Below are 21,898 nucleotides of genomic sequence, written 5' to 3'. Positions count from 1 at the left end.
GTGACGGTGGGCGACAAAAGGCCGCCACGGCGAGCAACGATCAGCAGCGGAAGTCGGGCCGGACCAGGTCGACGCAGACCGAGATCGGGCAGCCAACACCATTGGAGAGAAGCGAAGTTACCCGGTGTCAACACCTCTCGCCGCAGCCCGATGTCCCGTCAACTCGCGTGACCCACACCTCACATGGCACTCCTTGCGGACAGTCACCGATCACCGACCGCGCCCCCTGCCGGCGCGCTCCACCCGGACGGCCGAACACCCCATCAACCCATTTCCGCTCAGCGCTCCCCACCCCCGCTCCTCCAACGGTCGGCGGACGTGAAAGGATACAAATCGGATATTCGACTCATTAGCCTCATTGCTACCGCTCGCCCCGTACCCCAGACCTGGCAGGAGGTCATCCACGTGGACCCGGACACCACCCCCCGCCGCCAGTTCCTCGGCCGGCTCTCCCTCCCCGAGCACCGCTACCTGACCGAGGCACTGCGCACCGAGACGGTCGGTGGTGTGCTGCTGCTCCTCGCCGCCGTGGCGGCGCTCATCTGGGCCAACAGCTGGCCCGGCAGCTACCAGCAGGCACTGCACCACACCATCGGCCCGTCCACCCCGCTCCACCTGGACCTCCCGCTGGAGGCCTGGGCCAAGGACGGCCTGCTGACGATCTTCTTCTTCGTCGCCGGCATCGAGCTCAAGCGCGAGTTCGTGGCCGGCGAGCTGCGCACCCCCAGCGCCGCGCTGCTCCCGGTGGTGGCCGCGGTCTGCGGGGTGGTGCTGCCCGCGGTGCTCTTCGCCCTGGTCAACAGCGGCACCGGCGGCCACCGGGCCGGCTGGGCGATCCCGACCGCCACCGACATCGCCTTCGCCCTCGGGGTGCTCGCCGTGGTGAGCAGTCACCTGCCCTCCGCGCTGCGGGCCTTCCTGCTCACCCTGGCCGTGGTGGACGACCTGATCGCGATCCTGATCATCGCGGTCTTCTACAGCTCCGGGATCACCTACTGGGCGCTGATCGCCTCGGTCGCCGGCCTGGTGCTCTTCTGGTACCTGCACCGGCACGGGGTGCACGGCTGGTACCTGTTCGTCCCGCTCGCCGTGGTGATCTGGGCGCTGATGCACGAGAGCGGGATCCACCCGACGGTCGCGGGCGTCGCGATGGGCCTGACGCTGCGCTGCCACCGGGAGGGCGACGAGGAGCACTCCCCCGGCGAGCACATCGAGCACCTGGTGCGGCCGCTGTCGGCCGGCTTCGCCGTACCGGTCTTCGCGCTGTTCGCCGCGGGCGTGACGGTCTCCGGGCCGGCGGTCCGCGACGTCTTCACCCAGGCGATGCCGCTCGGCATCGTGCTCGGCCTGCTGGTCGGCAAGACGGTGGGCATCTTCGGGGGCACCTGGCTGACCGCCAGGTGGACCCGGGCGGAGCTGAACCCGCAGCTGCGCTGGGCCGACCTGTTCGCCGTCTCGGTGCTCGCGGGGATCGGCTTCACCGTCTCACTGCTGATCAGCGACCTGGCCTTCCCCGGCGATCCGGTGCTCGCCGACCGGGCGAAGGCGGCCGTGCTGGTCGGCTCCCTGCTCTGCGCGGCCGCCGCGACCCTGCTGCTCAAGGTCCGCAACCGGCACTACCGCCGGCTCTGCGAGGAGGAGGACCGGGACAGCGACGGCGACGGGATCCCCGACGTCTACCAGCAGGACCCGACCACGGGCTGACCGGCCTGACGGGTACGAGCGGGTGACACACCGTCCGACCGGAGTGGGCCGAAGTGGTGCTTGACTGGTCGGTAAGGGCATGATTCTGAGCTGTCCGGAATCTCAGCAGAGGAGAAGACCAGATGTCCGCAGGCACCGCAGGCCCGTCCGGCAGCTCGCGTGCGCCCTACGAGGGCGAGCGCTCCGTCGGTCAACTGTTCGCCGCGGCCACCGCTGATCTCTCGTCACTGGTGCACGACGAGATCGCCCTCGCCAAGGCCGAGATCCGAGCCGACGTCATGAGCGGCGCGAAGGGCGCCAGCTCGGGCATCGTCGCCGGTGTGGTGCTGCTGGCCTCCATCCCGATGTTCAGCTTCGCCGCCGCCTACGGTCTGAACGCGGCCTCGCACATCGGCCTGGGCTGGTCCTTCTTCGTCGTGGCCTGGGCCTTCGTGCTGATCGCCGTGGTGCTCGTGGTGCTGATGCTCCGGTTCTTCAAGAAGGTCGAGAAGCCCAAGCGCACCATCGAGGGCGCCCAGGCGACCGCCGAGGTGCTGCGGAACGCCAAGCCGCGTCCGGCCACCGCGCGCGAGCTGGCCGTCCTGGAGGACCGGGCCACCCAGGAGCGCTGAACCGCCCGCCCGCCGACTGTCCGACAACCGGGAGGACGTTCCCGGCCGGGATGTGAAACGCTCTCGCTATGCCACTGGACCAGAAGCCCTCCGCGCCCGTCACCGCAGGTCCGCACGCCGCTGCCGACCTGCCCGGGCCGGTGGTCGAGCAGACGGACCCGGTGGCCGGCCGCGGCGCGTTCAACGTGCGCACCCCCGGGCCGTGGACCCACCGCGACCTGGCGGCCAACGGCGCCCGGTTCCACGTCGCCGAGCAGGGCGAAGGCCCGATGGTGCTGCTGGTGCACGGCTGGCCGCAGTACTGGTGGGCCTGGCGGCACCAGATGGCCGCGCTGGCCGCGGCCGGCTACCGCGCCGTCGCGCTCGACCTGCGCGGGACGGGCGGCAGCGACCGCACCCCGCGCGGCTACGACCCGACCAACCTGGCCCTGGACATCACCGGGGTGATCCGCTCGCTCGGCGAGCACAGCGCCCACCTGGTGGGCCACGACACCGGCGGCTCGCTGGCGTTCGTGGCGGCCGTGATGCGGCCCTCGGTGATCCGCAGCCTGACCGTGGTCTCCGCCGCCCACCCGCGCCACCTGCGCCGGGCGCTGCTGCGCGACCGCCGTCAGATGGCCGCCTACGACCACGTGCTGGGCTTCCAGCGCCCGTGGATACCGGAGCGCCGACTGGTCGCCGAGGACGGCGAGCTGGTCGGCCGCTACCTGGCCGAGTGGACCGGCCCCAACCTGCTGGACGCCGCAGCGGTGGCCAACTACCGGCAGGCGATCCAGATCCCGAGCACCGCGCACTGCTCGATCGAGCCGTACCGCTGGCTGCTCCGCTCGATGGCCCGGCCGGACGGCATCCAGTTCGCCCGCCGGATGAAGAAGCCGGTGACCGCGCCCACCCTGCACGTCCAGGGGGCGGCCGACCCGGTGCTGCTGGCCCGCACCGCGCTGGGCGCCGGCGAGTTCGTCTCGGCGCCGTACCGCTGGCGGCTGCTGCCGGGGGTGGGGCACTTCCCGCACGAGGAGGTCCCCGAGGAGTTCACCGCCGAGCTGCTCGCCTGGATCTCCGAGCACAAGTGACGGCCGCTCAGTTGCCCGTGGCATAGGACGGTTCGCCCGGACGAGGGTGGTTACCCCCGGCGACCCGGGGGCATTCATCGGGTATGACCTGGATGCCCGATCGCGCCGCCGCCGAACGCCGGCGCGCCAAGCACGGCGGCGCCGCGCAGAACGCCGCAGCACCGCTCAGCGGCCTCGACCGGTTCCCCGGCGAGTGGCCGGACGGGCCGGCGGACCGGCCCAGCTCCCCGCACCCGCTGGGGATCCCGCGGATCCTCGGGCGCCGGGCCCGCTGGGTGGGCGCCCGGCTGCGCCGCGAGCCCTGAGGGCCCGCGGCGGCTGACGGCCGGTCAGTTCAGGACCGTCGGCTCCAGCGCGGTGAACCAGAGCGCGGCGAAGGTGGCCACCGTCATGATCGGGACCAGCACCTTGGTCTCCATGTCGTTGCCGCTGCGCTTGATCAGCACGATCTCGTAGCGCTCCTTGTGCGGCCACAGCAGCGGCGCGCCCATCTTGGTCAGGCAGTCGCCCATCAGGTGGGTGAGGGTGCCCAGCGCCACCGCGTAGGGCAGCCAGACCGGGGCGGAGGGCATCCACTTGTCCATCACCACGGTGCCCACCACGGCCAGCCCGATGACGGTCAGCCAGGTGTGGTGCCGGTCCCCCGGCACGTGCAGCCGCAGCGCCTTGATGGCCAGCGCCAGCAGGAAGAACGTCAGGCCGAGGGTGAACCAGCGCCCCAGGTAGTGCACGCCCGCCCAGGTGCCGCCGCCCATCAGCGCGACGAAGAGCAGCGAGTGGGTGGCGTGCCGGTGCCCGCCGGAGATCTTGGCGACGAACCGGCAGAGCAGCTTGGAGAACGGGCCGAGGAAGTTGGCGATGGTGCCGTCGTGGTGGTCCAGGTCGGGCAGCAGCGCGGCGCCCGCCGCCAGCACCGTGCCGAGCAGGACGTCGGCCGGCCGCAAGTGGGTGTGCAGCAGCAGCGGGGGCAGGAACGGCACCGTGGCCGCGTAAACCATCGCCCCGCTGACCGCGTGCGAGTGACCCATCATGGCCGAGTGCTCCTTCGTCCTGGTTGCGTGCGCGCCACCCGGACCTGCCCCTGATGGGCCGAACGGGTGAGCCCGGCAGACGCTACCAGGATGAACTGACGGATCGCCGGATCCCGCGCGCCGAGCGCGGCCCGACGGCGCGTCAGGGAGTCGGCCCCGGTCCGACGGGGCGTCAGGAGGAGGGTTAGCCCGGGCCGCGCGTCAGAGCGCGCAGCCCTCGGTGTCCACCTGGGTGGAGGCGGTGGCGCCCGCGACGGCGTCCGGCTTCACCTCGGCCGCGGTGAGCACGTAGCCGGTGTCCGCGCTGTCCAGCGACTTGGCGAAGACCACCCCGTAGACCTCGCCCTCGGGCGTGAGCAGCGGGCCGCCGCTGTTGCCCTGGCGGACCAGCGAGCGGATCGAGTAGACGTCCCGGACGACCTGGCCGCGGTGGTAGATGTCGGGGCCGTTGGCCTGGATCCGGCCGCGGATCCGGGCCGGCTGGACGTTGAACGAGCCGTTCTCCGGGAAGCCGGCCACGATCGCGCTGTCGTTGCTGTGCGCCTCCCCCGCGAAGGCCAGCGGAGGCGCGTTCAGCTTCGGCACCTCCAGCACCGCGATGTCGCGCTGCCAGTCGTAGCTGACCACGGTGGCGTCGTAGAGCTGGCCGGTGCCGCCGATCTGCACCGTCGGCTCGTCCACCCCGCCGACCACGTGCGCGTTGGTCATCACCCGGTGCGGGGCGAACACGAAGCCGCTGCCCTCCAGCGTCTTGCCGCAGGAGCCGGCCGTGCCGACCACCTTGACCAGGCTCTGCGCGGCCTTCTGCAGCGCCGGGCTGGCGACCAGCGCCGGGTCGGGCGGCTGCACGTCGGTGATCGGCTCGTGCTCGAACGGGTTGAAGACCTGGGGGAAGCCGTTCTGCGAGAGCACCTTGCTGAAGTCGGAGAACCAGTTGGGCGCGTCGGCCGGCAGCGCGTCCTGCACCCCGCCGAGCACCAGTGAGGTGCGCACCTGCTTGGAGACCGTCGGCATCGAGGTGCCGGCCAGCGCCGAGCCGATCAGCCAGGCCACCAGCAGCATCGACAGCACGTTGACCACCGAGCCGCCCAGCGAGTCCAGCGCCTTGGCCTGGCTGCCGCCGATCCGCCCGCGCAGCTTCCAGCCGAGTTGGGTGGTGGCAGCCTGGCCGATCGCGGCGAAGACGATCACCACCACCACGGCCACCACCGAGGCGGTGGTGCCGGGGCTGAGGTGACTGAGCAGCAGCGGCAGCAGTTGCACCGCGATCAGTCCGCCGCCCAGGAAGCCGAGCACGGAGAGGATGCCCACCACGAAGCCCTGCCGGTACCCGGACACGGCGAAGCCGATCGCGGCGGCGAGCAGCAGCAGATCCAGCACGTTCACTGTGCCACCCTCCCATGGACCGGCCGTCGCTCGGCAGCTGGCCCGGTTGCCCGTTCCGTCCGCATTCCCGCCGGCCGTCTACCCGCCGACCGGCAGTTCGATCACCCGCGTGGTGTCCCAGCTCCGCTCCAGGCCGCTGTGGTGCAGCAACCGGTCGATCACCCCGGCGGTGAAACCCCAGACCAGCCGCCCGTCGACGCGGAACGCGGGCCCGGCGAAACCGGACGGGTGGCGGAACCGGCCGCGGTTCGCCGGGTCGGCCAACTCCGCCAGCGGCACCCGGAAGACCGCGCCGGTCTCGCCCGGATCGACCGGCGCGACCGGCGACTCCTCGCGCCACCAGCCGAGCACCGGGGTGACCACGAAGTCGCTGACCGGGATGTAGAGCGCGGGCAGGGTGGCGAAGACCTGCACCCCGGCCGGGTCCAGACCGGTCTCCTCGGCCGCCTCGCGCAGCGCGGCGGCCACCGGGCCGCTGCCCAGCGGGTCGCCGTCCTGCGGATCGAGCGAGCCGCCGGGGAAGGAGACCTGGCCCGGGTGCGAGCGCAGCTCGTCGGAGCGCTGGGTCAGCAGCAGGTCGGGACCGTCCGGCCCCTCGCCGAAGAGCAGCAGCACGGCCGAGCGCCGACCGCCCTCGTCCGGCGGCAGGAACCGGCTCAGCTGCTCCGGCCGCACCGTCTCGGCCGCCCGCCGCACCGGCAGCAGCCAGTCCGGCAGCCCGTCCCGCACGATCGCCGCCGACACACCGACGCTCTCCACTCAGCCCTCCACGGTCGCGGTCGTCGCCGTACCGCTCAACGCGCCGGGCGCCGCCGGTGTGCCCGGGTAGTCGGCGGGCGGGCGCAGGCGCTGGCCCGGCTGACCGCCGAGCTCGTACTTCAGCAGCTTCGCGGCCTTCTCCGGATCGGTCTCGCCCTCGCCGTAGGAGGGGCAGAGCGGGGCGATCGGGCAGGCGCCGCAGGCGGGCTTGCGGGCGTGGCAGATCCGTCGGCCGTGGAAGACCACCCGGTGCGAGAGCATGGTCCACTCGGACTTCGGGAAGATCTCGGCCACCGCCGCCTCGACCGCCACCGGGTCCTCCTCGGCGGTCCAGCCGAACCGGCGGGCCAGCCGGCCGAAGTGGGTGTCCACGGTGATCCCGGGGACGCCGAAGACGTTGCCCAGCACCACGTTGGCGGTCTTGCGGCCGACCCCGGGCAGCGTGACCATCTGCTCCAGGGTGCGGGGCACCTCGCCGCCGAACTCGTCCCGCAGCGCGATCGACAGGCCGATCAGCGACTTCGCCTTGTTCCGGAAGAAGCCGGTCGGCCGGATGATCTCCTCCAGCTCGGCCGGGTTCGCCGCGGCCAGGTCGGCCGGCTCGGGGTACCTGGCGAACAGTGCCGGGGTGGTCTGGTTGACCCTCAGGTCGGTGGTCTGCGCCGACAGCACGGTGGCCACCAGCAGTTGGAACGGGTTCTCGAAGTCCAGCTCCGGGTGCGCGTACGGGTACAGCTCCGCCAGGGCCCGGTTGATCTTCCGGGCCCGCCGCACCATCGCCAGGTGGGACTCCGCCTTGCGCGGCTTCGCCGCCCCCGTCCCCGCGGCCGTCTTCCGGGCCTTGCTCTCTGCCATGCAGGAAGGCTACGCCGCGGACCCGACCGCCCGTGGGCGGTTGATCCACTCCGGCCCGGGTGCGGCCCCGACGGCGTGCGGGTCGGGTCGGGGCCCCGGGGCGGGCCCGGCCGGCGGGATCAGCCGAGCGGGTCCGGGCCGGTGCTGCCCTCGCGGTAGTGGTCGGCGAGGTAGCCCTCCAGGTCCGGGCGCTCGGGGGCGAGCAGGTGGCGGACCCAGGTGTCCCGCTCGTGCCGCAGCGGGGCGAGCTCCCAGACGTGGCCGACCAGCGGGCGGGTGAGCCGGACGAAGTGGGTGGGGCTCAGGTCCGGGCAGCCGAGCGCGGGCTGGCCGGCCGCCGCGCCGGCGAAGCTGAGCGCGCTCCCCCGGGTCCAGCAGTAGGCGCTGACGTAGGCGTCGCTGCCCTCGCCCTGGTGGACCACGACGAAGCCGGCCTTGAGGGAGGTGTCCGGCGCGGGCAGCAGGTCGGGCAGTACGGAGTAGGCCGCCTTCTCCACCGCCGGATCGAGACCGGCGGGATCGGAGCCGATGTGGTAGCGCTTCAGCCGGTAGCCGCCCACCTGGACCGGCCCGGGTGCCCACAGGAGTTTCTCGGTGAATGCCATGGACGGACGGTAGTTCCGGCTGCCGCCCCGCTCAAGAGTGCCGTCCGGCCCTCGGACACGCGGCTACCGATGCGTACGGATGGCCGCGTACCGCCCTCCACTGCGCACCCCCTCCTCATATGATCGGAGCGACATGCGCCATGCTTGGTGACGTATAGCACTGTTTCAGCACGTGACCGCCCGCCTCCACACGGCGGTCGGCCGAGAAGGAGGAAGCACGTGGACGATGTTCTGCGGCGCGCCGCGCTCTTCGCGGCGCTCGACGACGAACAGGCCGGCGAGCTGCGCGCTTCCATGACCGAGGTGACCCTCGCGCGGGGCGAGTCGCTCTTCCACGAGGGCGACCCGGGTGACCGGCTGTACGTGGTCGCCGAGGGGAAGGTGAAGCTGCACCGCGCCTCGCCCGACGGCCGGGAGAACATGCTGGCCGTGCTCGGCCCCAGCGAGATGATCGGTGAGCTGTCGCTCTTCGACCCGGGCCCGCGCACCGCCACCGCCAGCGCGCTCACCGAGGTCAAGCTGCTCGGCCTGGGCCACGGCGACCTGCAGCCCTGGCTGCACGCCCGCCCCGAGGTGTCGATCGCCCTGCTGCGCGCGATCGCCCGCCGGCTGCGCCGCACCAACGACGTGATGAGCGACCTGGTCTTCTCCGACGTGCCGGGCCGGGTGGCCAAGGCGCTGCTGGACCTGTCCCGCCGGTTCGGCGTGCAGTCCGAGGAGGGCATCCACGTCGCCCACGACCTGACCCAGGAGGAGCTGGCCCAGCTGGTCGGCGCCTCCCGCGAGACGGTCAACAAGGCGCTGGCCGACTTCGCCGGCCGCGGCTGGCTGAAGCTGGAGGCCCGCGCCGTGGTGCTGCTGGACGTCGAGCGGCTGTCCCGCCGGTCCCGCTGACCCTGCGTCGGACCCCGCCAGAGGACCACGTGCTCAGGCCCGCCGGAGGGCCTAGATGAGCCCGTGGTCCTCCAGGTACCGCAGCTGGGCCCGGACCGAGAGTTCGGCGGCCGGCCAGAGCGCGCGGTCGACGTCCGCGTAGACCCGGGCCACCACCTCCTCGGCGGTCCGGCAGCCGGCCTCCACGGCCGTCTCCACCTGGGCCAGCCGGGCCGCCCGGTGGGCCAGGTAGTACTCGACGCTGCCCAGCGCGTCCGCCAGCACCGGCCCGTGGCCGGGCAGCACGGTGCGCACCCCGTGCTCGCCGGCCAGGGTGCGCAGCCTGCGCAGTGAGTCCAGGTAGTCGCCGAGCACCCCGTCCGGGTGGGCGACCATGGTGGTGCCCCGGCCGAGCACGGTGTCGCCGGTGAGGATCGCGCCGTCGGCCGGCAGGTGGAAGGTGAGCGAGTCGGAGGTGTGCCCGGGGGTGGCGACCACCCGCAGTTCCAGACCGCCGACCTCGATCACCTGACCGCCCGTCAGGCCCTCCTCGCCGAGCCGGTGGGCCGGGTCGAGGGCGCGCACCTGGGTGCCGGTCAGTTCGGCGAACCGGGCGGCGCCGGCCGCGTGGTCGGCGTGCCCGTGGGTGAGCAGGGTGAGCGCGATCCGGCGGCCCTGCCGCTCGGCCGCGTCGATCACGGCCCGCAGGTGGCCCTCGTCCTGCGGTCCGGGGTCGACCACCACCACCTGGTCCGAGCCCGGCTCGCAGAGCAGCCAGGTGTTGGTGCCGTCCAGCGTCATCGGGGACGGGTTGGGCGCCAGCACGCAGAGCGCGCGGGCGGTGGCGGCCCCGCCGACGGTGTCGGCGGGGTTCCCGGGCAGGCCGCTGCTCACCGGCCGCCCTCGATGGTGCGGACCAGTGGACGGGAGTCGTGGGGGCGGACCAGGCAGCGCGGGGCCGTCTCGGCGACCGGGTCCGCGCTGTCGCAGCCCAACGGGCGGCCGAGCGGGCGGGGGTCGAGGCGGCGGGCGGGGAGGTCGCGCACGCGAGCCACGTCGTTGTGGTTCATCGTTCTGCCCTTCCTTCGTCTGGTCAGTCGGTCAGGAGTCTTCTTCGGGGAAGTGTCCGTCGATGGTCAGCTCGTCATACCCAGACCACCGGATGGTCATACGATCCCCCATCAGCTCGGCCTCTCCCAGCACGGGGGTCAGGGTCCGTGTCCCGGCGGCCGTGAGCGCCTCGGCCGCGCTGCGCACCGGCAGCAGCTCGCGCAGCACCGACACGGTCGGCGGCAGCATGCCGTAGCGGCCCTCCGCGTGGCCGCGGACCGCCTCGGCCGGGGTCAGCCAGGCCACCCGGTCGGCCTCCCCCACCTCCCGTGCGGCCCGCTGCCCGGCCGGCAGCGCGGCGACGAAGAACCAGGTGTCGAAGCGGCCGTCCTCGAAGGCGGGGGTGATCCAGCGGGCCCAGCCGGCCAGCAGGTCGCTGCGCAGCACCAGCCGGTGCTCGTGCAGGAAATCGGCGAAGGAGAGCTCGTGCGCCTCCAGCGCGGCCCGCTCGGCCGTCCAGTCCCGCTCCGGTGCGATGGTCGCGGCGTCCGGGCCGGCCAGCAGCACGCCGGCCTCCTCGAAGGTCTCCCGGACCGCGGCGCAGACCACCGCCCGGGCCGTCGCCGGGTCGACGCCGAGCCGGTCGGCCCACTCCTCGGGGCTCGGCCCGGCCCAGTCGGGCTGCTCGGCCGAGGACACCGCCTCGGCGTCCCGCGGGTCGACCTTGCCGCCCGGGTAGGCGTACATCCCCGCGGCGAACGCCATCGAGCTGCGCCGGCGCAGCAGGTAGGCCTGCGGGCCGTCGGCGCCGTCGCGCAGCAGCACCACGGTGGCCGAGGGCTTGGGCGGCGCGGGGGTCAGCCGTCCGGCGGCCAGGGCCCGGATCCGGGCCGGCCAACCGGGCGGCATCTGGGGCGCGGGCCGGGTGCGGCCGGCGGATTCAGCAGCCATGCCCGGATGCTACGCATCCGGGCACGGTGGTGAGAAGAGGGTTGTGGATCAGGCCTTGACCCGGACCTGGATCTCCACCTCGACGGGAGCGTCCAGCGGCAGCACCGCCACGCCGACCGCGCTGCGGGCGTGCACGCCGGCCTCGCCCAGCACCTGGCCGAGCAGCTCGCTGGCGCCGTTCACCACGGACGGCTGGCCGGTGAAGTCGGGGGCGGAGGCGACGAAGCCGACCACCTTGACCACCTGGTCGATCAGGTCCAGGTCGCCGATCACCGACTTCACGGCGGCCAGCGCGTTGAGCGCGCAGATCTGCGCCAGCGCCTTGGCCTCCTCGGCGGTCACCTCGGCGCCGACCTTGCCGGTCTGCTTCAGCACGCCGCCGACCACCGGCAGCTGGCCGCTGGTCAGCACCTGGTCGCCGTTGCGCACGGCCGGGACGTAGGCGGCGACCGGCTTGGCGACCTCCGGCAGGGTCAGGCCCAGCTCGGCCAGCCGGCTCTCCACCGCGCCCATCAGCTCTTCTCCCGCTTCAGGTAGGCCACCAGCTGCTCGGAGTTCGGCCCGGGTACCACCTGGACGAGCTCCCAGCCGTCCTCGCCCCAGGTGTCGAGGATCTGCTTGGTCGCGTGCACCAGCAGCGGCACCGTCACGTATTCCCACTTGGTCATGGAGCTGACTCTAGACGGTCGGACAGGCGCCGGCGGCGATGTGAGGTAGGACACAAAGCGGTGTACCGACCGGCTCCGTGGCCGGATGCTCCCGGCATCCGGTGCGGCCGCTGGTTACGCTCGCGAGGAGGGATCCCGAGCGGACGGAGAGGCAGCGTGGACTGGGAGGGCGTACGGCTGCATGTGGTGAGCGGCAAGGGCGGCACCGGCAAGACCACGCTGGCCGCCGCACTCGCGCTGGCGCTGGCCGCCGAGGGGCGCCGGACGCTGCTGATCGAGGTGGAGGGGCGGCAGGGCATCGCCGAGCTGTTCGGCATCGCCGCACTGCCCTACGAGGAGCGCCGGGTGGCCGGGGTCACCAGCAGCCAGCTCGGGCTGCCGGGGCCGAAGACCGCCGGCGACCTCTACGCGCTGGCCATCGACACCGAGCAGGCGCTGCTGGAGTACCTGGACATGTTCTACAAGCTCGGCCGGGCCGGGAAGGCGCTGCAGAAGGTCGGCTTCGTGGACTTCGCGACCACCGTCGCGCCCGGGGTCCGGGACGTGCTGCTCACCGGGAAGGCCTGCGAGGCGGCCCGCCGCAAGGGGCCGGACGGGCGGCGGGTGTACGACGCGGTGGTGATGGACGCGCCGCCGACCGGACGGCTCACCAGGTTCCTGAACGTCAACTCCGAGGTCGCCGGACTGGCCCGGTTCGGTCCGATACACAGTCAGGCGCAGGCCGTGATGGGCGTGTTGAAGTCGCCCGAGACGGCGGTGCACCTGGTCACCCTGCTGGAGGAGATGCCGGTGCAGGAGACGGTGGACGGCTTCGCCGAGCTGCGCGAGGCCGGGCTGCCGGTCGGCGGGGTGCTGGTGAACATGGTCCGGCCGCCGGTGCTGGACGCGGCGGCCGTCGACGCGGCGCACGGCGACCACCGCGAGGAGGTGGCCCAGGCGCTGGTCGAGGCCGGTCTGGGCGGGCGCTCGCGGTCCGCCGCGACCCGGCGCTCGGCGGTCGAGCCGCTGCTCGACCCGCTGCTGGACCAGGCCCGCGAGCACGCCGAACGGGTCGCCCTGGAACAGCAGCAGCGGGCCGAACTGGCCGCGCTGGACCTGCCCGGCTACGAGCTCCCGCTGCTCAGCGGGGGCGTCGACCTCGGCGGCCTCTACGAGCTGGCCGGTGAACTCAAGCGACAGGGAGCGGCATGAGCGGCGCGCCGACCGGACTCGACCTGGACCGCCTGATCGACGACCCGCGGACCCGGATCGTGGTCTGCTGCGGTTCCGGCGGAGTCGGCAAGACCACCACCGCCGCGGCGATCGGCCTGCGGGCGGCGGAGCGCGGCCGGCGAACCGTGGTGCTGACCATCGACCCGGCCAAGCGGCTGGCCCAGTCGATGGGCCTGACCGAGCTGGACAACACGCCCCGCCCGGTGAAGGGCGCCCGCATCGGCGAGGGTCCCGGCGAGCTGCACGCCATGATGCTCGACATGAAGCGGACCTTCGACGAGGTCGTGCTGGCGCACGCCGACCCGGAGCGGGCCCGGGCGATCCTGGAGAACCCCTTCTACCAGTCGCTCTCGGCCGGGTTCGCCGGCACCCAGGAGTACATGGCGATGGAGAAGCTGGGCCAGCTGCGGGCCGCCGGCGAGTGGGACCTGATCGTGGTGGACACCCCGCCCTCCCGCTCGGCGCTGGACTTCCTGGACGCCCCCGGGCGGCTCGGCTCGTTCCTGGACGGGAAGATCATCCGGATCCTGATGGCCCCGGCCAAGGTCGGCGGGCGCAGCGCGATGAAGTTCCTCAACGTCGGGATGGGGCTGCTCACCGGCACCCTGGGCAAGATCTTCGGCGCCCAGCTGCTGACCGACCTGCAGACCTTCGTGGCCGCGATGGACTCGATGTTCGGCGGCTTCCGGGAGCGCGCGGAGGGCACCTACCAGCTGCTCAAGGCGGACGGCACGGCCTTCCTGGTGGTCGCCGCGCCGGAGCGGGACGCGCTGCGCGAGGCCGCCTACTTCGTGGACCGGCTGGCCGCGGACCGGATGCCGCTGGCCGGGCTGGTGCTCAACCGGGTGCACGGCACGGGCGCGGCGCAGCTGACCGCGGAGCGGGCGCGGGCCGCGGCACAGGCGCTGGAGGAGAACGGCGCGGACCACGAGCCGCGGCAGGCCCGGGCCGAGGCCCTGGCGGCCGGACTGCTCCGGCTGCACGCCGAGCGGGTCGAGGTGATGGACCGTGAGCGGCGGACCAGGGACCGGTTCGTGTCGGTCTACCCGGACGTGCCGATCATCGAGGTGCCGGCGCTGGCCGGTGACGTGCACGACCTGGACGGGCTGCGGCTGATCGGCCGTCAGCTGGCGCGGGACGCCGACTGATCCGGCCGGTGGGGAGCCGACGGCTCCGCGCCGGTCGCGGCGGGCGGCCCCGCGGGGTCGCCCGGCTCGCCTCGGCGCGGGCTCAGCCGGCCTGGGCGTAGTCCGAGAGGATCACGCCGGTGGCGAGGGACTCCTCGTACTCCGTCCGGGCGGTCTCCAGCAGCCGGCGCCAGGAGATCACCGTCGGGCGGCGGCGCAGCAGCGCGCGGCGTTCCCGCTCGGTCATCCCGCCCCAGACGCCGAACTCCACCCGGTTGTCCAGCGCGTCCGCCAGGCACTCGGTGCGCACCGGACACCCGCTGCACACCGCCTTGGCCCGGTTCTGCGCCGCCCCCTGGACGAACAGTTCGTCCGGATCACTCGTGCGGCAGGCAGCCTGCGCGCTCCAGTCATCAACCCAGCCCATGCCCCGCCGTCCTCTCCCGATTCAATCGAGGCTCCCCCACGGCGGCAACGGCATATTCACCGTTGCCAGTTGAGGACGTTACGGAAGATTGGCGGAGCGCAACAGCCCCTTGGGGTCCAATCTCGAATGACCCGATCGGACTATGGGTGCCGGTCAGGTCACTCGTTGGAGTGATCGCAGGTCGCAGGCCTTGCGGCTGCTCGGGGCATTTCTTTCATCACTCAGCGCGACCACCGCCCGCCAACCGGGGGCATATGACGCCGACAAGGCAACACGGCAATCGCCTCATACACCGTCAAACCGGGCAACCCTCAACACTCACAGGAGTGTTTGCCGCACACGGAGCGGAGCTGACGCAGACTCACCCCAGAGTAGGCGAACAGCTGCCCCTGTGTGCGGGATTCCGCAACGTAGAGTCTGCTGGCATGGCACCACAGCGCTCCCCCGCCGACCGGCGCCCGCGCCCCCGGCGCACCCCGGCCGCGCAGCTGGCCGGGCACGGACTCACCGTCCTGGGACTCAGCGTGCTCTCCGGCGTCCTGGTCGCCGGCCTGGCCCTGCCCCTGGTGGGCGCGCTCGGCCTCGGCGCCAGGAACGGCGTCCAGGGCTTCGACAGCCTCCCGGCCGACTTCACCGCCCCGACGCTCTCCCAGGCGTCCTTCGTCTACGACGCCAAGGGCAACCAGATCGCCAAGATCTACGCCCGCGACCGGACGATACTGACCCGGGACCAGATGTCGCCGCTCACCCGGCAGGCACAGGTGGACATCGAGGACGCCCGGTTCTACCAGCACGGCGCGATCGACCCGAAGGGCGTGCTGCGCGCGCTGGCCAAGAACGCCTCCTCCGGCGCCGACGCCCAGGGCGCCTCCACCCTCACCCAGCAGTACGTCAAGAACGTCTTCGTCGAGCAGGCCGGCGACGACCAGGCGGCCTTCCTGCAGGCGACCAAGAAGACCGTCGGCCGCAAGATCCAGGAACTGAAGTACGCGATCAAGCTGGAGGAGGAGCTGCCCAAGGAGCAGATCCTCACCAACTACCTGAACATCACCTTCTTCGGCCGGCAGGCCTACGGCGTGGAGGCCGCCGCCCAGCGGTACTTCGGCAAGAGCGACAAGGACCTCGCACTTCCCGAGGCCGCGATGCTGGCCGGCCTGGTGCAGAACCCCAGCGCCTACGACCCGGTGGAGCACCCGAAGGCCGCGCAGGCCCGCCGGGACACCGTGATCGACAAGATGCTGGAGTACCACCACATCACCGCCGACCAGGCCGAACAGGCCAAGGCCGCCCCGCTCGCGCTGCAGTACCACGACCCGCAGAACGGCTGCATCACCGCGCAGGCCGGGATGGGCTTCTTCTGCGACTACGTGCGCAAGGTGGTGCTCACCGACCCCGCGTTCGGGGCCTCCGCCGAGCAGCGCAACCGGCTCTGGACCCAGGGCGGGCTGAAGATCTCCACCACCATCGACCCGGACAAGCAGGCCGCGGCCTACAAGGCGGTCACCGACAAGGTCTACCCGACCGACCCGGTCTCGGCCGCGATGACCATGGTCAAGCCCGGCACCGGCGAGATCCTGGCGATGGCCCAGACCCGGCCGTACGGCCTGGACGCGGCCAAGCACCAGACCGTGGTCAACCTCAACGCGGACGCGGCGATGGGCGGCGGCAACGGCTTCCAGCCCGGCTCGACCTTCAAGGCGATCGTCGCCGCCGCCGCGCTGGACGCGGGCAAGGACCTGGGCCAGAGCTACGACGCGCCGGCCAAGATGGCCTACCCCGACATGACCACCTGCGCGGGCGCCTACAAGAACGTCAAGCAGGAGCAGGTCGCCAACGACAACCCGGACGAGCACGGCCCGTTCCTGATGACCGAGGCGATGGCCCGGTCGGTCAACACCTACTTCGTGCAACTGGAGCAGGACATCGGCCTGTGCGCGGTCAAGCAGATGGCCGCCAAGCTCGGCATCCGGACCAAGGCCAGCGGCGACCCGCTGGAGGAGGTACCGGCCATGGCGCTGGGCGGCGAGGAGATGAGCCCGCTCGACATGGCGGGCGTCTACGCCACCTTCGCCGCCCGCGGCGTGCACTGCGACCCGATGGCGATCACCTCGGTGGTGTCGATCGACGGCAAGCAGCTGCCGGTGCCCGGCGCCAACTGCAACCAGGTGCTCCAGCAGGCCACCGCCGACCAGCTGAACACCCTGCTCAAGGGCGTCACCGAGAAGGGCGGCACCGGCGCCGAACTGAGCCTGGACGACGGCCGCCCGATCGCGGGCAAGACCGGCACCACCGACGAGCGGCGGGCCGCCTGGTTCGACGGCTACACCCCCGACCTGGTCGGCGTGGTCTGGCTCGGCGGGCCCGAGGGCGGCGTGAAGATGACCGGCAACATCGTCATCGGCGGCCGCAGCTTCGCCGGCGACGGCGGGGTCTACGGTTCGACCGGGCCCGGGCCGGTCTGGCGGCAGGCGATGAGCCAGGCGCTGGCCGGCACCGCGCAGAGCACCTTCACCCTGGTGCCGCTGCCGAACCAGCCGTCGGGCTCGCCCAGCCCCGACCCGAACAGCCCCGGGGCGGCGCCGAACACCCAACCGTCGCCGAACCCCCCGCCGGGCGGCGGCAAGCCGGGCCGCGGCGGGCGCCGCTGACCCGGGAGACGGGAAGAGTCCGGAGACGGGAAGAGTCCGGGGACGGGAAGAAAAGAAGGAGTGCCCGGTGCCGATCGGCACCGGGCGCTCCTCACGTCAGGTCAGCTGAGCACCCGTCACTTGGCGGCCAGCGCCGCCTTCACGGCGGCGGCCACCCGGCCGCCCTCGGCGACGCCCTCGACCTTGGGGCGGACCAGCTTCATCACGGCGCCCATGCCCTGCGGTCCGGTGGCCCCGCTCTCGGCGACCGCGGCGGCCACCACGGCGGCCAGCTCCTCGTCGCCGAGCTGCTGCGGCAGGTAGCCGGCGAGCACCTGCCCCTCGGCGCGCTCGCGCTCGGCCTGGGCCGGCCGGTCGGCACCGGCGAACGCCTCCGCGGCGTCCCGCCGCTTCTTCGCCTCGGCCCGCACCACCTGCTGAACCTCTTCGTCGGTGAGCTCCCGCTTCTCGTCACCCGCGACCTCGGCCGCCGACACGGCGGACAGGGTCAGTCGCAGGGTGGACGAGCGGAGTTCGTCCCGGGCCTTGATCGCGGCCGTCAGGTCATCCCGCAGCCGCTCCTTGAGCGTCGTCATGGGCCAATCCTCACATCCCCGCGACCGATCCGCCCATGATTAACGCCCGGGGCGGGCGAGTTCCACCGCGGACCGCACCGCGCGAGCCTGTTGCTCGATCTGACGGACCGCCGGGACCCAGACCCCGCCGAGCCGGCGCTGGTACTCGGCGCACCAATGCGCCAGCAGGCCGTCGAGCCGGTCGGCCAGGTCACCGCCCGGCCGGCCGGCGCCGGTCGGGCGCTCCAGCAGCGCGCGGCGCAGCAGGGCGACCACCCGCAGCGGCAGGCAGTGCGACCAGGCCTCCACGCCGGCCAGCCGGGCCCCGGTCATCGGCGGCATCGCCGGCGCCCCCGGCTGCGGCACCCGGGGGTCCCAGTCGTCCGCGATCGGCGCCAGCACCCGCAGCGTCTCCCGGGCGGTACGCAGCCCGGGCCCCGGCTCCGGGCCGAGCCTGGCGGTGGTGGCCGCGTACAGCCGCTCGACCAGCCGGCCCCGCCCGCGCAGCCGGTCGGCGGCGGCGATCAGCCCGGGGGCCGGGTCGGCGAGGGGCCCGGCGTCGGCCGCCCGCTCGCCGGCCCAGAGCGGGACCTCGATGATCACCGTGCTGCCGCCGTACCGGTGCGGGGCGTGCCAGGTGGTGGTGCCGACCGCCCAGGAGGCCGCCGCCGAGCGCTCCACCTCGGCGACCGGCGGCATCAGGTAGGCGCCCGGGCCGGGGCTGGGCCAGTAGAGGGTGTCGTACGGGCCGAGGTCCAGCGGGATCCCCAGCTCGGCCGCCGACTTGCCGAACGCTTCGGCCAGGCCCGGCAGTTCGGCGGTGGACTGGACGAAGGCGCCGCCCAGCTCGATGGTGTGCAGCGAGCACTGGACGAACGGCCGCAGCTCGTCGATGAGTTCGAGCAGCGCCCGGCTCTCCGGCAGCACCGCGCCGACCGAGGGCGCCCACTCGGGCTGCTCGTCCGGGGCCTGGCGGTGGAAGGCGCGGAAGTGGTCCAGCAGCACGCCGGGTTCGCGGGGGCCGACCTCGGCCAGCAGGGCGGCGTCCGGGTCGAGGCAGAGCAGGAAGTGCCAGGTCAGGTCGGGATCGCGGAGCGGGGCGGCGGGCGCCGGGCCGACCACGCCGAGGTCGGCCAGCGCCCGGTGGGCCAGCTCGATCACGGTGGCCCCGCCGGCCGCCTCGTTGGCGTGCGCCCCCGCCACCACCAGGGCGTGCCGCGGGCCGTGGCCGACCGAGAGCAGGTGCAGCGGGCGGCCGGCCCGCGAACGGCCGACGGTGCGCAGCCGGCAGGCCCGCGGGTGACGGCGCACCAGCTCGGCGGCGGAGTCGAGCACCTGGCGGCTGGTCGGGTGCCGGTCCGCCAGCAGCACGGTGCGGCCGGACGCGGTCGACGCGTCGACGGATATCAGCGGGGCCTCCCCGCAGGCGCCACCCAGCACGGACCCCTCCCCCGCGGCGGATCGTCCACTGACGGACCGCCAGTACTCCGGTCTTCCAGTACTCCGGTCTTCCAGTACTCCGGTCTTCCAGTACTCCGGTGCTCCACTACTCCACGGATCGAACGGCTGCGTCAAGGGGCCGGGGATCAGGCGGAGTTGATCACGCAGGCGCCGGCCTAGAAGAAGTGCACGCAGTGCGGCTCGCGCTCCGCGCCCAGCAGCGCGTCCGCCCGCAGCGCCGCGCCCGGCACCAGCTCCCGGATCCGGCCGGCCCGGACCAGGTCGCTCGCCCGGGTGCCGCCCAGGTAGAGCGAGCCCAGGTCGGCGACGTCCAGCGCCAGCTCGGTCGGCTCCCCGGTCGGCTCGCAGACGCCCACGCCGTCCGCCACCACGAGCAGGTAGCGCCCGCGCTCGCCGAGGAACGGGTCGTCCACCTCGACGACCAGCCGCCCGTCGGCCGGGTAGCCGCGGGCCGCCAAGGCCCGGGGCACGTCCAGCAGCCGGACCCAGAGGTAGTCCTGCTCGGCCTCGGTGCGCGCCGCCCGGTAGTCGGCCAGCCGCCAGCGCAGCGGGCTGCGCGGCGGCAGGTCGGCGAAGACCACGGTGCTCACCAGGTCGTGGTCCAGGCAGTAGCGGGCCAGCGCGGCCTGGGCCTCGTCGGTCGCCGCGACCAGCTCCTCGACCGTGAGCGTCCGCAGCGACCGCTGCTGGTCGGTGACCGCGATGGTGTAGCAGGCGTAGCCCTGGAGCCGGCCGGCCGCGTCCCGGTGGAAGGCGATGTGGCGCGGCGCGCGCGAGACCGGGGGCCGGCCAGCACCCTTGGCCCACCAGTGCGCCGGGCGGGAGAGCGCGCCCGGCTGCACCAGCCTGACCCGGTCGTACACCTCGGCGAGCTCCTCCTCGCAGTCCGCGCGGTGCCGCAGCTCGATGCTGCCGCCCGCCTCCACCGGGACCGCGAAGGCGCCCCGGCCCAGGTCCACCGCGACCCGCTGCCGGTAGCTGGCCGGCCCGTAGCCGAACCGCCGGTAGATCACCGCCTCGGTGGCCAGCAGCACCGCCAGGAACTCCCCCGCCCCGCGCAGCTGCTCCAGCTGGTGCCGCATCAGGGCGCTCAGCACCCCCTGCCGCCGGTGCGATGGCAGCACGCCCACCCCGGTGATCCCGGCCGCGGGCGCCGTCGCCCCGCCGGGCAGGGTCAGCTCGAAGCTGTAGGCGCCCGCGGTGCCGATCGGCCGGCCCGCCGCGTCCTCGGCGAGCAGGTGGCGGTCCATCTCGTAGGCGGCCCACCAGGGCGACTCGCCGGGCGACTGCCAGACCGACCCGAACGCGTCGCACAGGGTGCTCAGGAAGGTGTCGAGGTCGGCCTCGGTGGTGGAGCGGATCTGCATCGACGCCTCGCGGGGTGGTGTCCTGACGGTCCGTGAGAACGTATTCCCGTCGGCTCAGGTGCGTCAACGAACGAGTCCGGTTCGTCCGGTGGTCCGCCGTCCGGGCCCGGTTCACCCGGAGCGGACCGGTCTGCGACCATGGACCGATGCGAAAGCTGTACTCCGTTCCGCTCGCCGTCGCCGCCACCGGCGCCGCCACGCTCGCCTACTCCGCCGGGTACGAGGTCCGCGCATTCCGGCTCCGCCGGGTGGACGTCCCCGTGCTGCCACAGGGCGCCCGACCGCTACGGGTACTGCAGGTCTCCGACATCCACATGGTGACCGGCCAGCACAAGAAGCAGCGCTGGCTGCGCAGCCTCGCCGGGCTGCGCCCGGACCTGGTGGTCAACACCGGCGACAACCTCTCCGACCCGCTCGGCGTGCCCGCCACCCTGGACGCGCTCGGCCCGCTGATGGAGTTCCCCGGCGTCTACGTCTTCGGGTCCAACGACTACTACGGCCCCGCCCGGAAGAGCCCCACCCGCTACCTGAAGGCCCTGGCCTCCGGGAACCACGGCCTGAACAACGCCGACGGCACCGGCCGGGCCGGCATCACCGGCGCCGTCCACAACCCGTGGGAGAAGCTGCGCGACGGCTTCGACGCCGCCGGCTGGCTGGACCTGACCAACACCCGCGGCCGGCTCACCCTGGACGGCCTGGACATCGAGTTCACCGGACTGGACGACCCGCACATCCGCCGCGACCGCTACGCCGCGGTGGCCGGCGGCCCGTCCGCCGACGCCGACCTGTCGATCGGCGTGGTGCACGCGCCCTACCTGCGCAGCCTGGACGCCTTCACCGCCGACGGCTACCCGCTGATCCTGGCCGGCCACACCCACGGCGGCCAGCTCTGCGTCCCCTTCTACGGCGCCCTGGTCACCAACTGCGACCTGGACGCCAAGCGGGTCAAGGGCCTGTCCACCCACCGCGCCGGCGGCAACCTGTCCCACCTGCACGTCTCCGCCGGCTGCGGCACCAACCGCTACACCCCGATCCGCTTCGCCTGCCCCCCCGAGGCCACCCTGATGACCCTGACACCCCGCCCCCGATAACCGGATTTCGTCTCCCGAGCAGCATGGGATAGAGTTCTACTCGTCGCCAGGGAGACCGAGCGACAAACGCAGGACCGGGGTATAGCGCAGCTTGGTAGCGCGCTTCGTTCGGGACGAAGAGGCCGTGGGTTCAAATCCCGCTACCCCGACCCAGTAAGACCAGCTCAGAGCCGGTCTCCCGCAAGGGAGACCGGCTCTGACTGGTTTTCAGGCATGTCCGGGGGAAGTCTGGGAGAAGCCCCGGGGCGCGGGCGGGCAGCGGGCCGTGCGGACGGGCCGGCCGCGTGCCGGGCCGGCAGCGGTTCGGGCTGGTCAGGGCGCCGCCGCGGCAGATCTGACGGGCCGGCCCCTGAGCGGCCGTCAAGGTACCCGCCCGTAGCGCGGCGACGGTTCGTGGCACGTTCACGGCGGGGACGCCCCTCGTACATCGCCGGCCACTACTCAT

General features: G+C 73.2%; 23 protein-coding genes and 1 tRNA gene. 10 read left to right on the top strand and 14 right to left on the bottom strand.

The window, feature by feature from the left end:
- The first annotated feature begins 405 nt into the window (after positions 1–405).
- The 4 genes from nhaA (at position 406) to FHX73_RS14805 (ending at position 3,693) form a co-directional block, all read left to right on the top strand.
- On the top strand, positions 406–1,704 hold the full coding sequence (gene nhaA, locus FHX73_RS14820) for a Na+/H+ antiporter NhaA (RefSeq protein ID WP_246213536.1): 1,299 nt from the start codon (positions 406–408) through the stop codon (positions 1,702–1,704).
- Positions 1,705–1,826: 122 nt separating this feature from the next.
- Positions 1,827–2,315, top strand: a complete 489-nt coding sequence (locus FHX73_RS14815) for a phage holin family protein (protein WP_145905453.1) — start codon at positions 1,827–1,829, stop codon at positions 2,313–2,315.
- 68 nt (positions 2,316–2,383) lie between these two features.
- A complete protein-coding gene (locus FHX73_RS14810) occupies positions 2,384–3,388 on the top strand; it encodes an alpha/beta fold hydrolase (RefSeq protein WP_145905452.1) in 1,005 nt (334 codons plus the stop codon).
- Positions 3,389–3,480: 92 nt separating this feature from the next.
- On the top strand, positions 3,481–3,693 hold the full coding sequence (locus FHX73_RS14805) for a hypothetical protein (protein ID WP_145905451.1): 213 nt from the start codon (positions 3,481–3,483) through the stop codon (positions 3,691–3,693).
- Between the two features lie 24 nt (positions 3,694–3,717).
- Here FHX73_RS14805 and FHX73_RS14800 read toward each other — a convergent pair whose 3' ends face one another.
- From FHX73_RS14800 to FHX73_RS14780, 5 genes are all read right to left on the bottom strand, one after another.
- Entirely contained in the window at positions 3,718–4,419 is a 702-nt protein-coding gene (locus FHX73_RS14800; protein ID WP_170304923.1) for a metal-dependent hydrolase, read from the bottom strand.
- Positions 4,420–4,620: 201 nt separating this feature from the next.
- Positions 4,621–5,805 (bottom strand): MarP family serine protease, encoded by a 1,185-nt coding sequence (locus tag FHX73_RS14795; protein ID WP_145905450.1) that lies wholly within the window; start codon positions 5,803–5,805, stop codon positions 4,621–4,623.
- 78 nt (positions 5,806–5,883) lie between these two features.
- Entirely contained in the window at positions 5,884–6,564 is a 681-nt protein-coding gene (locus FHX73_RS14790; protein ID WP_145905449.1) for an NUDIX hydrolase, read from the bottom strand.
- Positions 6,565–7,419, bottom strand: coding sequence for an endonuclease III (gene nth, locus FHX73_RS14785; protein WP_145905448.1), 855 nt, complete (start codon positions 7,417–7,419; stop codon positions 6,565–6,567).
- 119 nt (positions 7,420–7,538) lie between these two features.
- Entirely contained in the window at positions 7,539–8,024 is a 486-nt protein-coding gene (locus tag FHX73_RS14780) for a hypothetical protein (protein ID WP_145905447.1), read from the bottom strand.
- Between the two features lie 219 nt (positions 8,025–8,243).
- Here FHX73_RS14780 and FHX73_RS14775 point away from each other — a divergent pair, with 219 nt between their 5' ends.
- Positions 8,244–8,918: a Crp/Fnr family transcriptional regulator gene (locus FHX73_RS14775; RefSeq protein ID WP_030288117.1), complete on the top strand. Its 675-nt coding sequence runs from the start codon at positions 8,244–8,246 to the stop codon at positions 8,916–8,918.
- A gap of 51 nt (positions 8,919–8,969) precedes the next feature.
- On the opposite strand, the gene FHX73_RS14770 is transcribed toward FHX73_RS14775, so the two are convergent.
- The 5 genes from FHX73_RS14770 to sp36 are packed head-to-tail and all read right to left on the bottom strand — an operon-like array spanning position 8,970 to position 11,566.
- Complete coding sequence (locus FHX73_RS14770) at positions 8,970–9,791, bottom strand: MBL fold metallo-hydrolase (RefSeq protein WP_145905446.1); 822 nt, start codon at positions 9,789–9,791, stop codon at positions 8,970–8,972.
- On the bottom strand, positions 9,788–9,967 hold the full coding sequence (locus FHX73_RS14765; RefSeq protein WP_145905445.1) for a hypothetical protein: 180 nt from the start codon (positions 9,965–9,967) through the stop codon (positions 9,788–9,790). Before FHX73_RS14765 ends, FHX73_RS14770 begins: the two co-directional genes overlap by 4 nt.
- 31 nt (positions 9,968–9,998) lie before the next feature.
- On the bottom strand, positions 9,999–10,898 hold the full coding sequence (locus tag FHX73_RS14760; RefSeq protein WP_246213535.1) for an NUDIX hydrolase: 900 nt from the start codon (positions 10,896–10,898) through the stop codon (positions 9,999–10,001).
- A 48-nt stretch (positions 10,899–10,946) separates the two neighbouring features.
- Positions 10,947–11,411: a RidA family protein gene (locus FHX73_RS14755; RefSeq protein ID WP_145905444.1), complete on the bottom strand. Its 465-nt coding sequence runs from the start codon at positions 11,409–11,411 to the stop codon at positions 10,947–10,949.
- Complete coding sequence (gene sp36, locus FHX73_RS14750) at positions 11,411–11,566, bottom strand: Sp36 family protein (RefSeq protein ID WP_145905443.1); 156 nt, start codon at positions 11,564–11,566, stop codon at positions 11,411–11,413. The genes FHX73_RS14755 and sp36 overlap by 1 nt, the downstream gene beginning before the upstream one ends.
- Before the next feature lie 156 nt (positions 11,567–11,722).
- Between sp36 and bagA the strand changes: the two genes are divergently transcribed.
- Positions 11,723–12,757 carry an ATPase BagA gene (bagA, locus tag FHX73_RS14745; RefSeq protein WP_145905442.1) on the top strand — a complete coding sequence of 345 codons (1,035 nt, stop codon included), beginning with the start codon at positions 11,723–11,725 and terminating at the stop codon, positions 12,755–12,757.
- Positions 12,754–13,926, top strand: coding sequence for an ATPase BagB (bagB, locus tag FHX73_RS14740; protein WP_145905441.1), 1,173 nt, complete (start codon positions 12,754–12,756; stop codon positions 13,924–13,926). Before bagA ends, bagB begins: the two co-directional genes overlap by 4 nt.
- 82 nt (positions 13,927–14,008) lie before the next feature.
- Here bagB and FHX73_RS14735 read toward each other — a convergent pair whose 3' ends face one another.
- Positions 14,009–14,332: a WhiB family transcriptional regulator gene (locus tag FHX73_RS14735; RefSeq protein ID WP_145905440.1), complete on the bottom strand. Its 324-nt coding sequence runs from the start codon at positions 14,330–14,332 to the stop codon at positions 14,009–14,011.
- A 425-nt stretch (positions 14,333–14,757) separates the two neighbouring features.
- Between FHX73_RS14735 and FHX73_RS14730 the strand changes: the two genes are divergently transcribed.
- Complete coding sequence (locus tag FHX73_RS14730) at positions 14,758–16,980, top strand: transglycosylase domain-containing protein (RefSeq protein WP_145905439.1); 2,223 nt, start codon at positions 14,758–14,760, stop codon at positions 16,978–16,980.
- A gap of 116 nt (positions 16,981–17,096) precedes the next feature.
- Here the strand turns inward: FHX73_RS14730 and FHX73_RS14725 are convergent, their stop codons facing one another.
- The 3 genes from FHX73_RS14725 to FHX73_RS14710 form a co-directional block, all read right to left on the bottom strand.
- Complete coding sequence (locus tag FHX73_RS14725; RefSeq protein WP_145905438.1) at positions 17,097–17,555, bottom strand: GatB/YqeY domain-containing protein; 459 nt, start codon at positions 17,553–17,555, stop codon at positions 17,097–17,099.
- Between the two features lie 39 nt (positions 17,556–17,594).
- On the bottom strand, positions 17,595–18,974 hold the full coding sequence (locus FHX73_RS44660; RefSeq protein WP_170304922.1) for a M14 family zinc carboxypeptidase: 1,380 nt from the start codon (positions 18,972–18,974) through the stop codon (positions 17,595–17,597).
- 176 nt (positions 18,975–19,150) lie between these two features.
- Positions 19,151–20,362, bottom strand: a complete 1,212-nt coding sequence (locus tag FHX73_RS14710) for a GNAT family N-acetyltransferase (RefSeq protein ID WP_145905436.1) — start codon at positions 20,360–20,362, stop codon at positions 19,151–19,153.
- 146 nt (positions 20,363–20,508) lie between these two features.
- Here FHX73_RS14710 and FHX73_RS14705 point away from each other — a divergent pair, with 146 nt between their 5' ends.
- Positions 20,509–21,453 carry a metallophosphoesterase gene (locus FHX73_RS14705; protein ID WP_145905435.1) on the top strand — a complete coding sequence of 315 codons (945 nt, stop codon included), beginning with the start codon at positions 20,509–20,511 and terminating at the stop codon, positions 21,451–21,453.
- Between the two features lie 75 nt (positions 21,454–21,528).
- Positions 21,529–21,602: transfer RNA gene (locus tag FHX73_RS14700), tRNA-Pro, on the top strand.
- The last annotated feature ends 296 nt before the right edge of the window (positions 21,603–21,898 follow it).

Origin of the sequence: Kitasatospora viridis (genome assembly GCF_007829815.1) — a bacterium.
GTDB classification, from domain to species: domain Bacteria; phylum Actinomycetota; class Actinomycetes; order Streptomycetales; family Streptomycetaceae; genus Kitasatospora; species Kitasatospora viridis.
Note: the sequence above shows the minus strand (reverse complement) of the source record. Positions and strands in the feature narration are given on the sequence as shown.

What these genes read in the sequence shown, in the direction of transcription:
- FHX73_RS14760 (WP_246213535.1), bottom strand. Translation starts at nt 10,898, where the DNA reads ATGGCTGCTGAATCCGCCGGCCGCACCCGGCCCGCGCCCCAGATGCCG.
- FHX73_RS14705 (WP_145905435.1), top strand. Translation starts at nt 20,509, where the DNA reads ATGCGAAAGCTGTACTCCGTTCCGCTCGCCGTCGCCGCCACCGGCGCC.
- FHX73_RS14765 (WP_145905445.1), bottom strand. Translation starts at nt 9,967, where the DNA reads ATGAACCACAACGACGTGGCTCGCGTGCGCGACCTCCCCGCCCGCCGC.
- FHX73_RS14810 (WP_145905452.1), top strand. Translation starts at nt 2,384, where the DNA reads ATGCCACTGGACCAGAAGCCCTCCGCGCCCGTCACCGCAGGTCCGCAC.
- FHX73_RS14805 (WP_145905451.1), top strand. Translation starts at nt 3,481, where the DNA reads ATGCCCGATCGCGCCGCCGCCGAACGCCGGCGCGCCAAGCACGGCGGC.
- FHX73_RS14815 (WP_145905453.1), top strand. Translation starts at nt 1,827, where the DNA reads ATGTCCGCAGGCACCGCAGGCCCGTCCGGCAGCTCGCGTGCGCCCTAC.
- FHX73_RS14725 (WP_145905438.1), bottom strand. Translation starts at nt 17,555, where the DNA reads ATGACGACGCTCAAGGAGCGGCTGCGGGATGACCTGACGGCCGCGATC.
- bagB (WP_145905441.1), top strand. Translation starts at nt 12,754, where the DNA reads ATGAGCGGCGCGCCGACCGGACTCGACCTGGACCGCCTGATCGACGAC.
- nth (WP_145905448.1), bottom strand. Translation starts at nt 7,419, where the DNA reads ATGGCAGAGAGCAAGGCCCGGAAGACGGCCGCGGGGACGGGGGCGGCG.
- FHX73_RS14800 (WP_170304923.1), bottom strand. Translation starts at nt 4,419, where the DNA reads ATGATGGGTCACTCGCACGCGGTCAGCGGGGCGATGGTTTACGCGGCC.
- FHX73_RS14780 (WP_145905447.1), bottom strand. Translation starts at nt 8,024, where the DNA reads ATGGCATTCACCGAGAAACTCCTGTGGGCACCCGGGCCGGTCCAGGTG.
- sp36 (WP_145905443.1), bottom strand. Translation starts at nt 11,566, where the DNA reads ATGACCAAGTGGGAATACGTGACGGTGCCGCTGCTGGTGCACGCGACC.
- FHX73_RS14730 (WP_145905439.1), top strand. Translation starts at nt 14,758, where the DNA reads ATGGCACCACAGCGCTCCCCCGCCGACCGGCGCCCGCGCCCCCGGCGC.
- FHX73_RS14735 (WP_145905440.1), bottom strand. Translation starts at nt 14,332, where the DNA reads ATGGGCTGGGTTGATGACTGGAGCGCGCAGGCTGCCTGCCGCACGAGT.
- FHX73_RS14710 (WP_145905436.1), bottom strand. Translation starts at nt 20,362, where the DNA reads ATGCAGATCCGCTCCACCACCGAGGCCGACCTCGACACCTTCCTGAGC.
- FHX73_RS14755 (WP_145905444.1), bottom strand. Translation starts at nt 11,411, where the DNA reads ATGGGCGCGGTGGAGAGCCGGCTGGCCGAGCTGGGCCTGACCCTGCCG.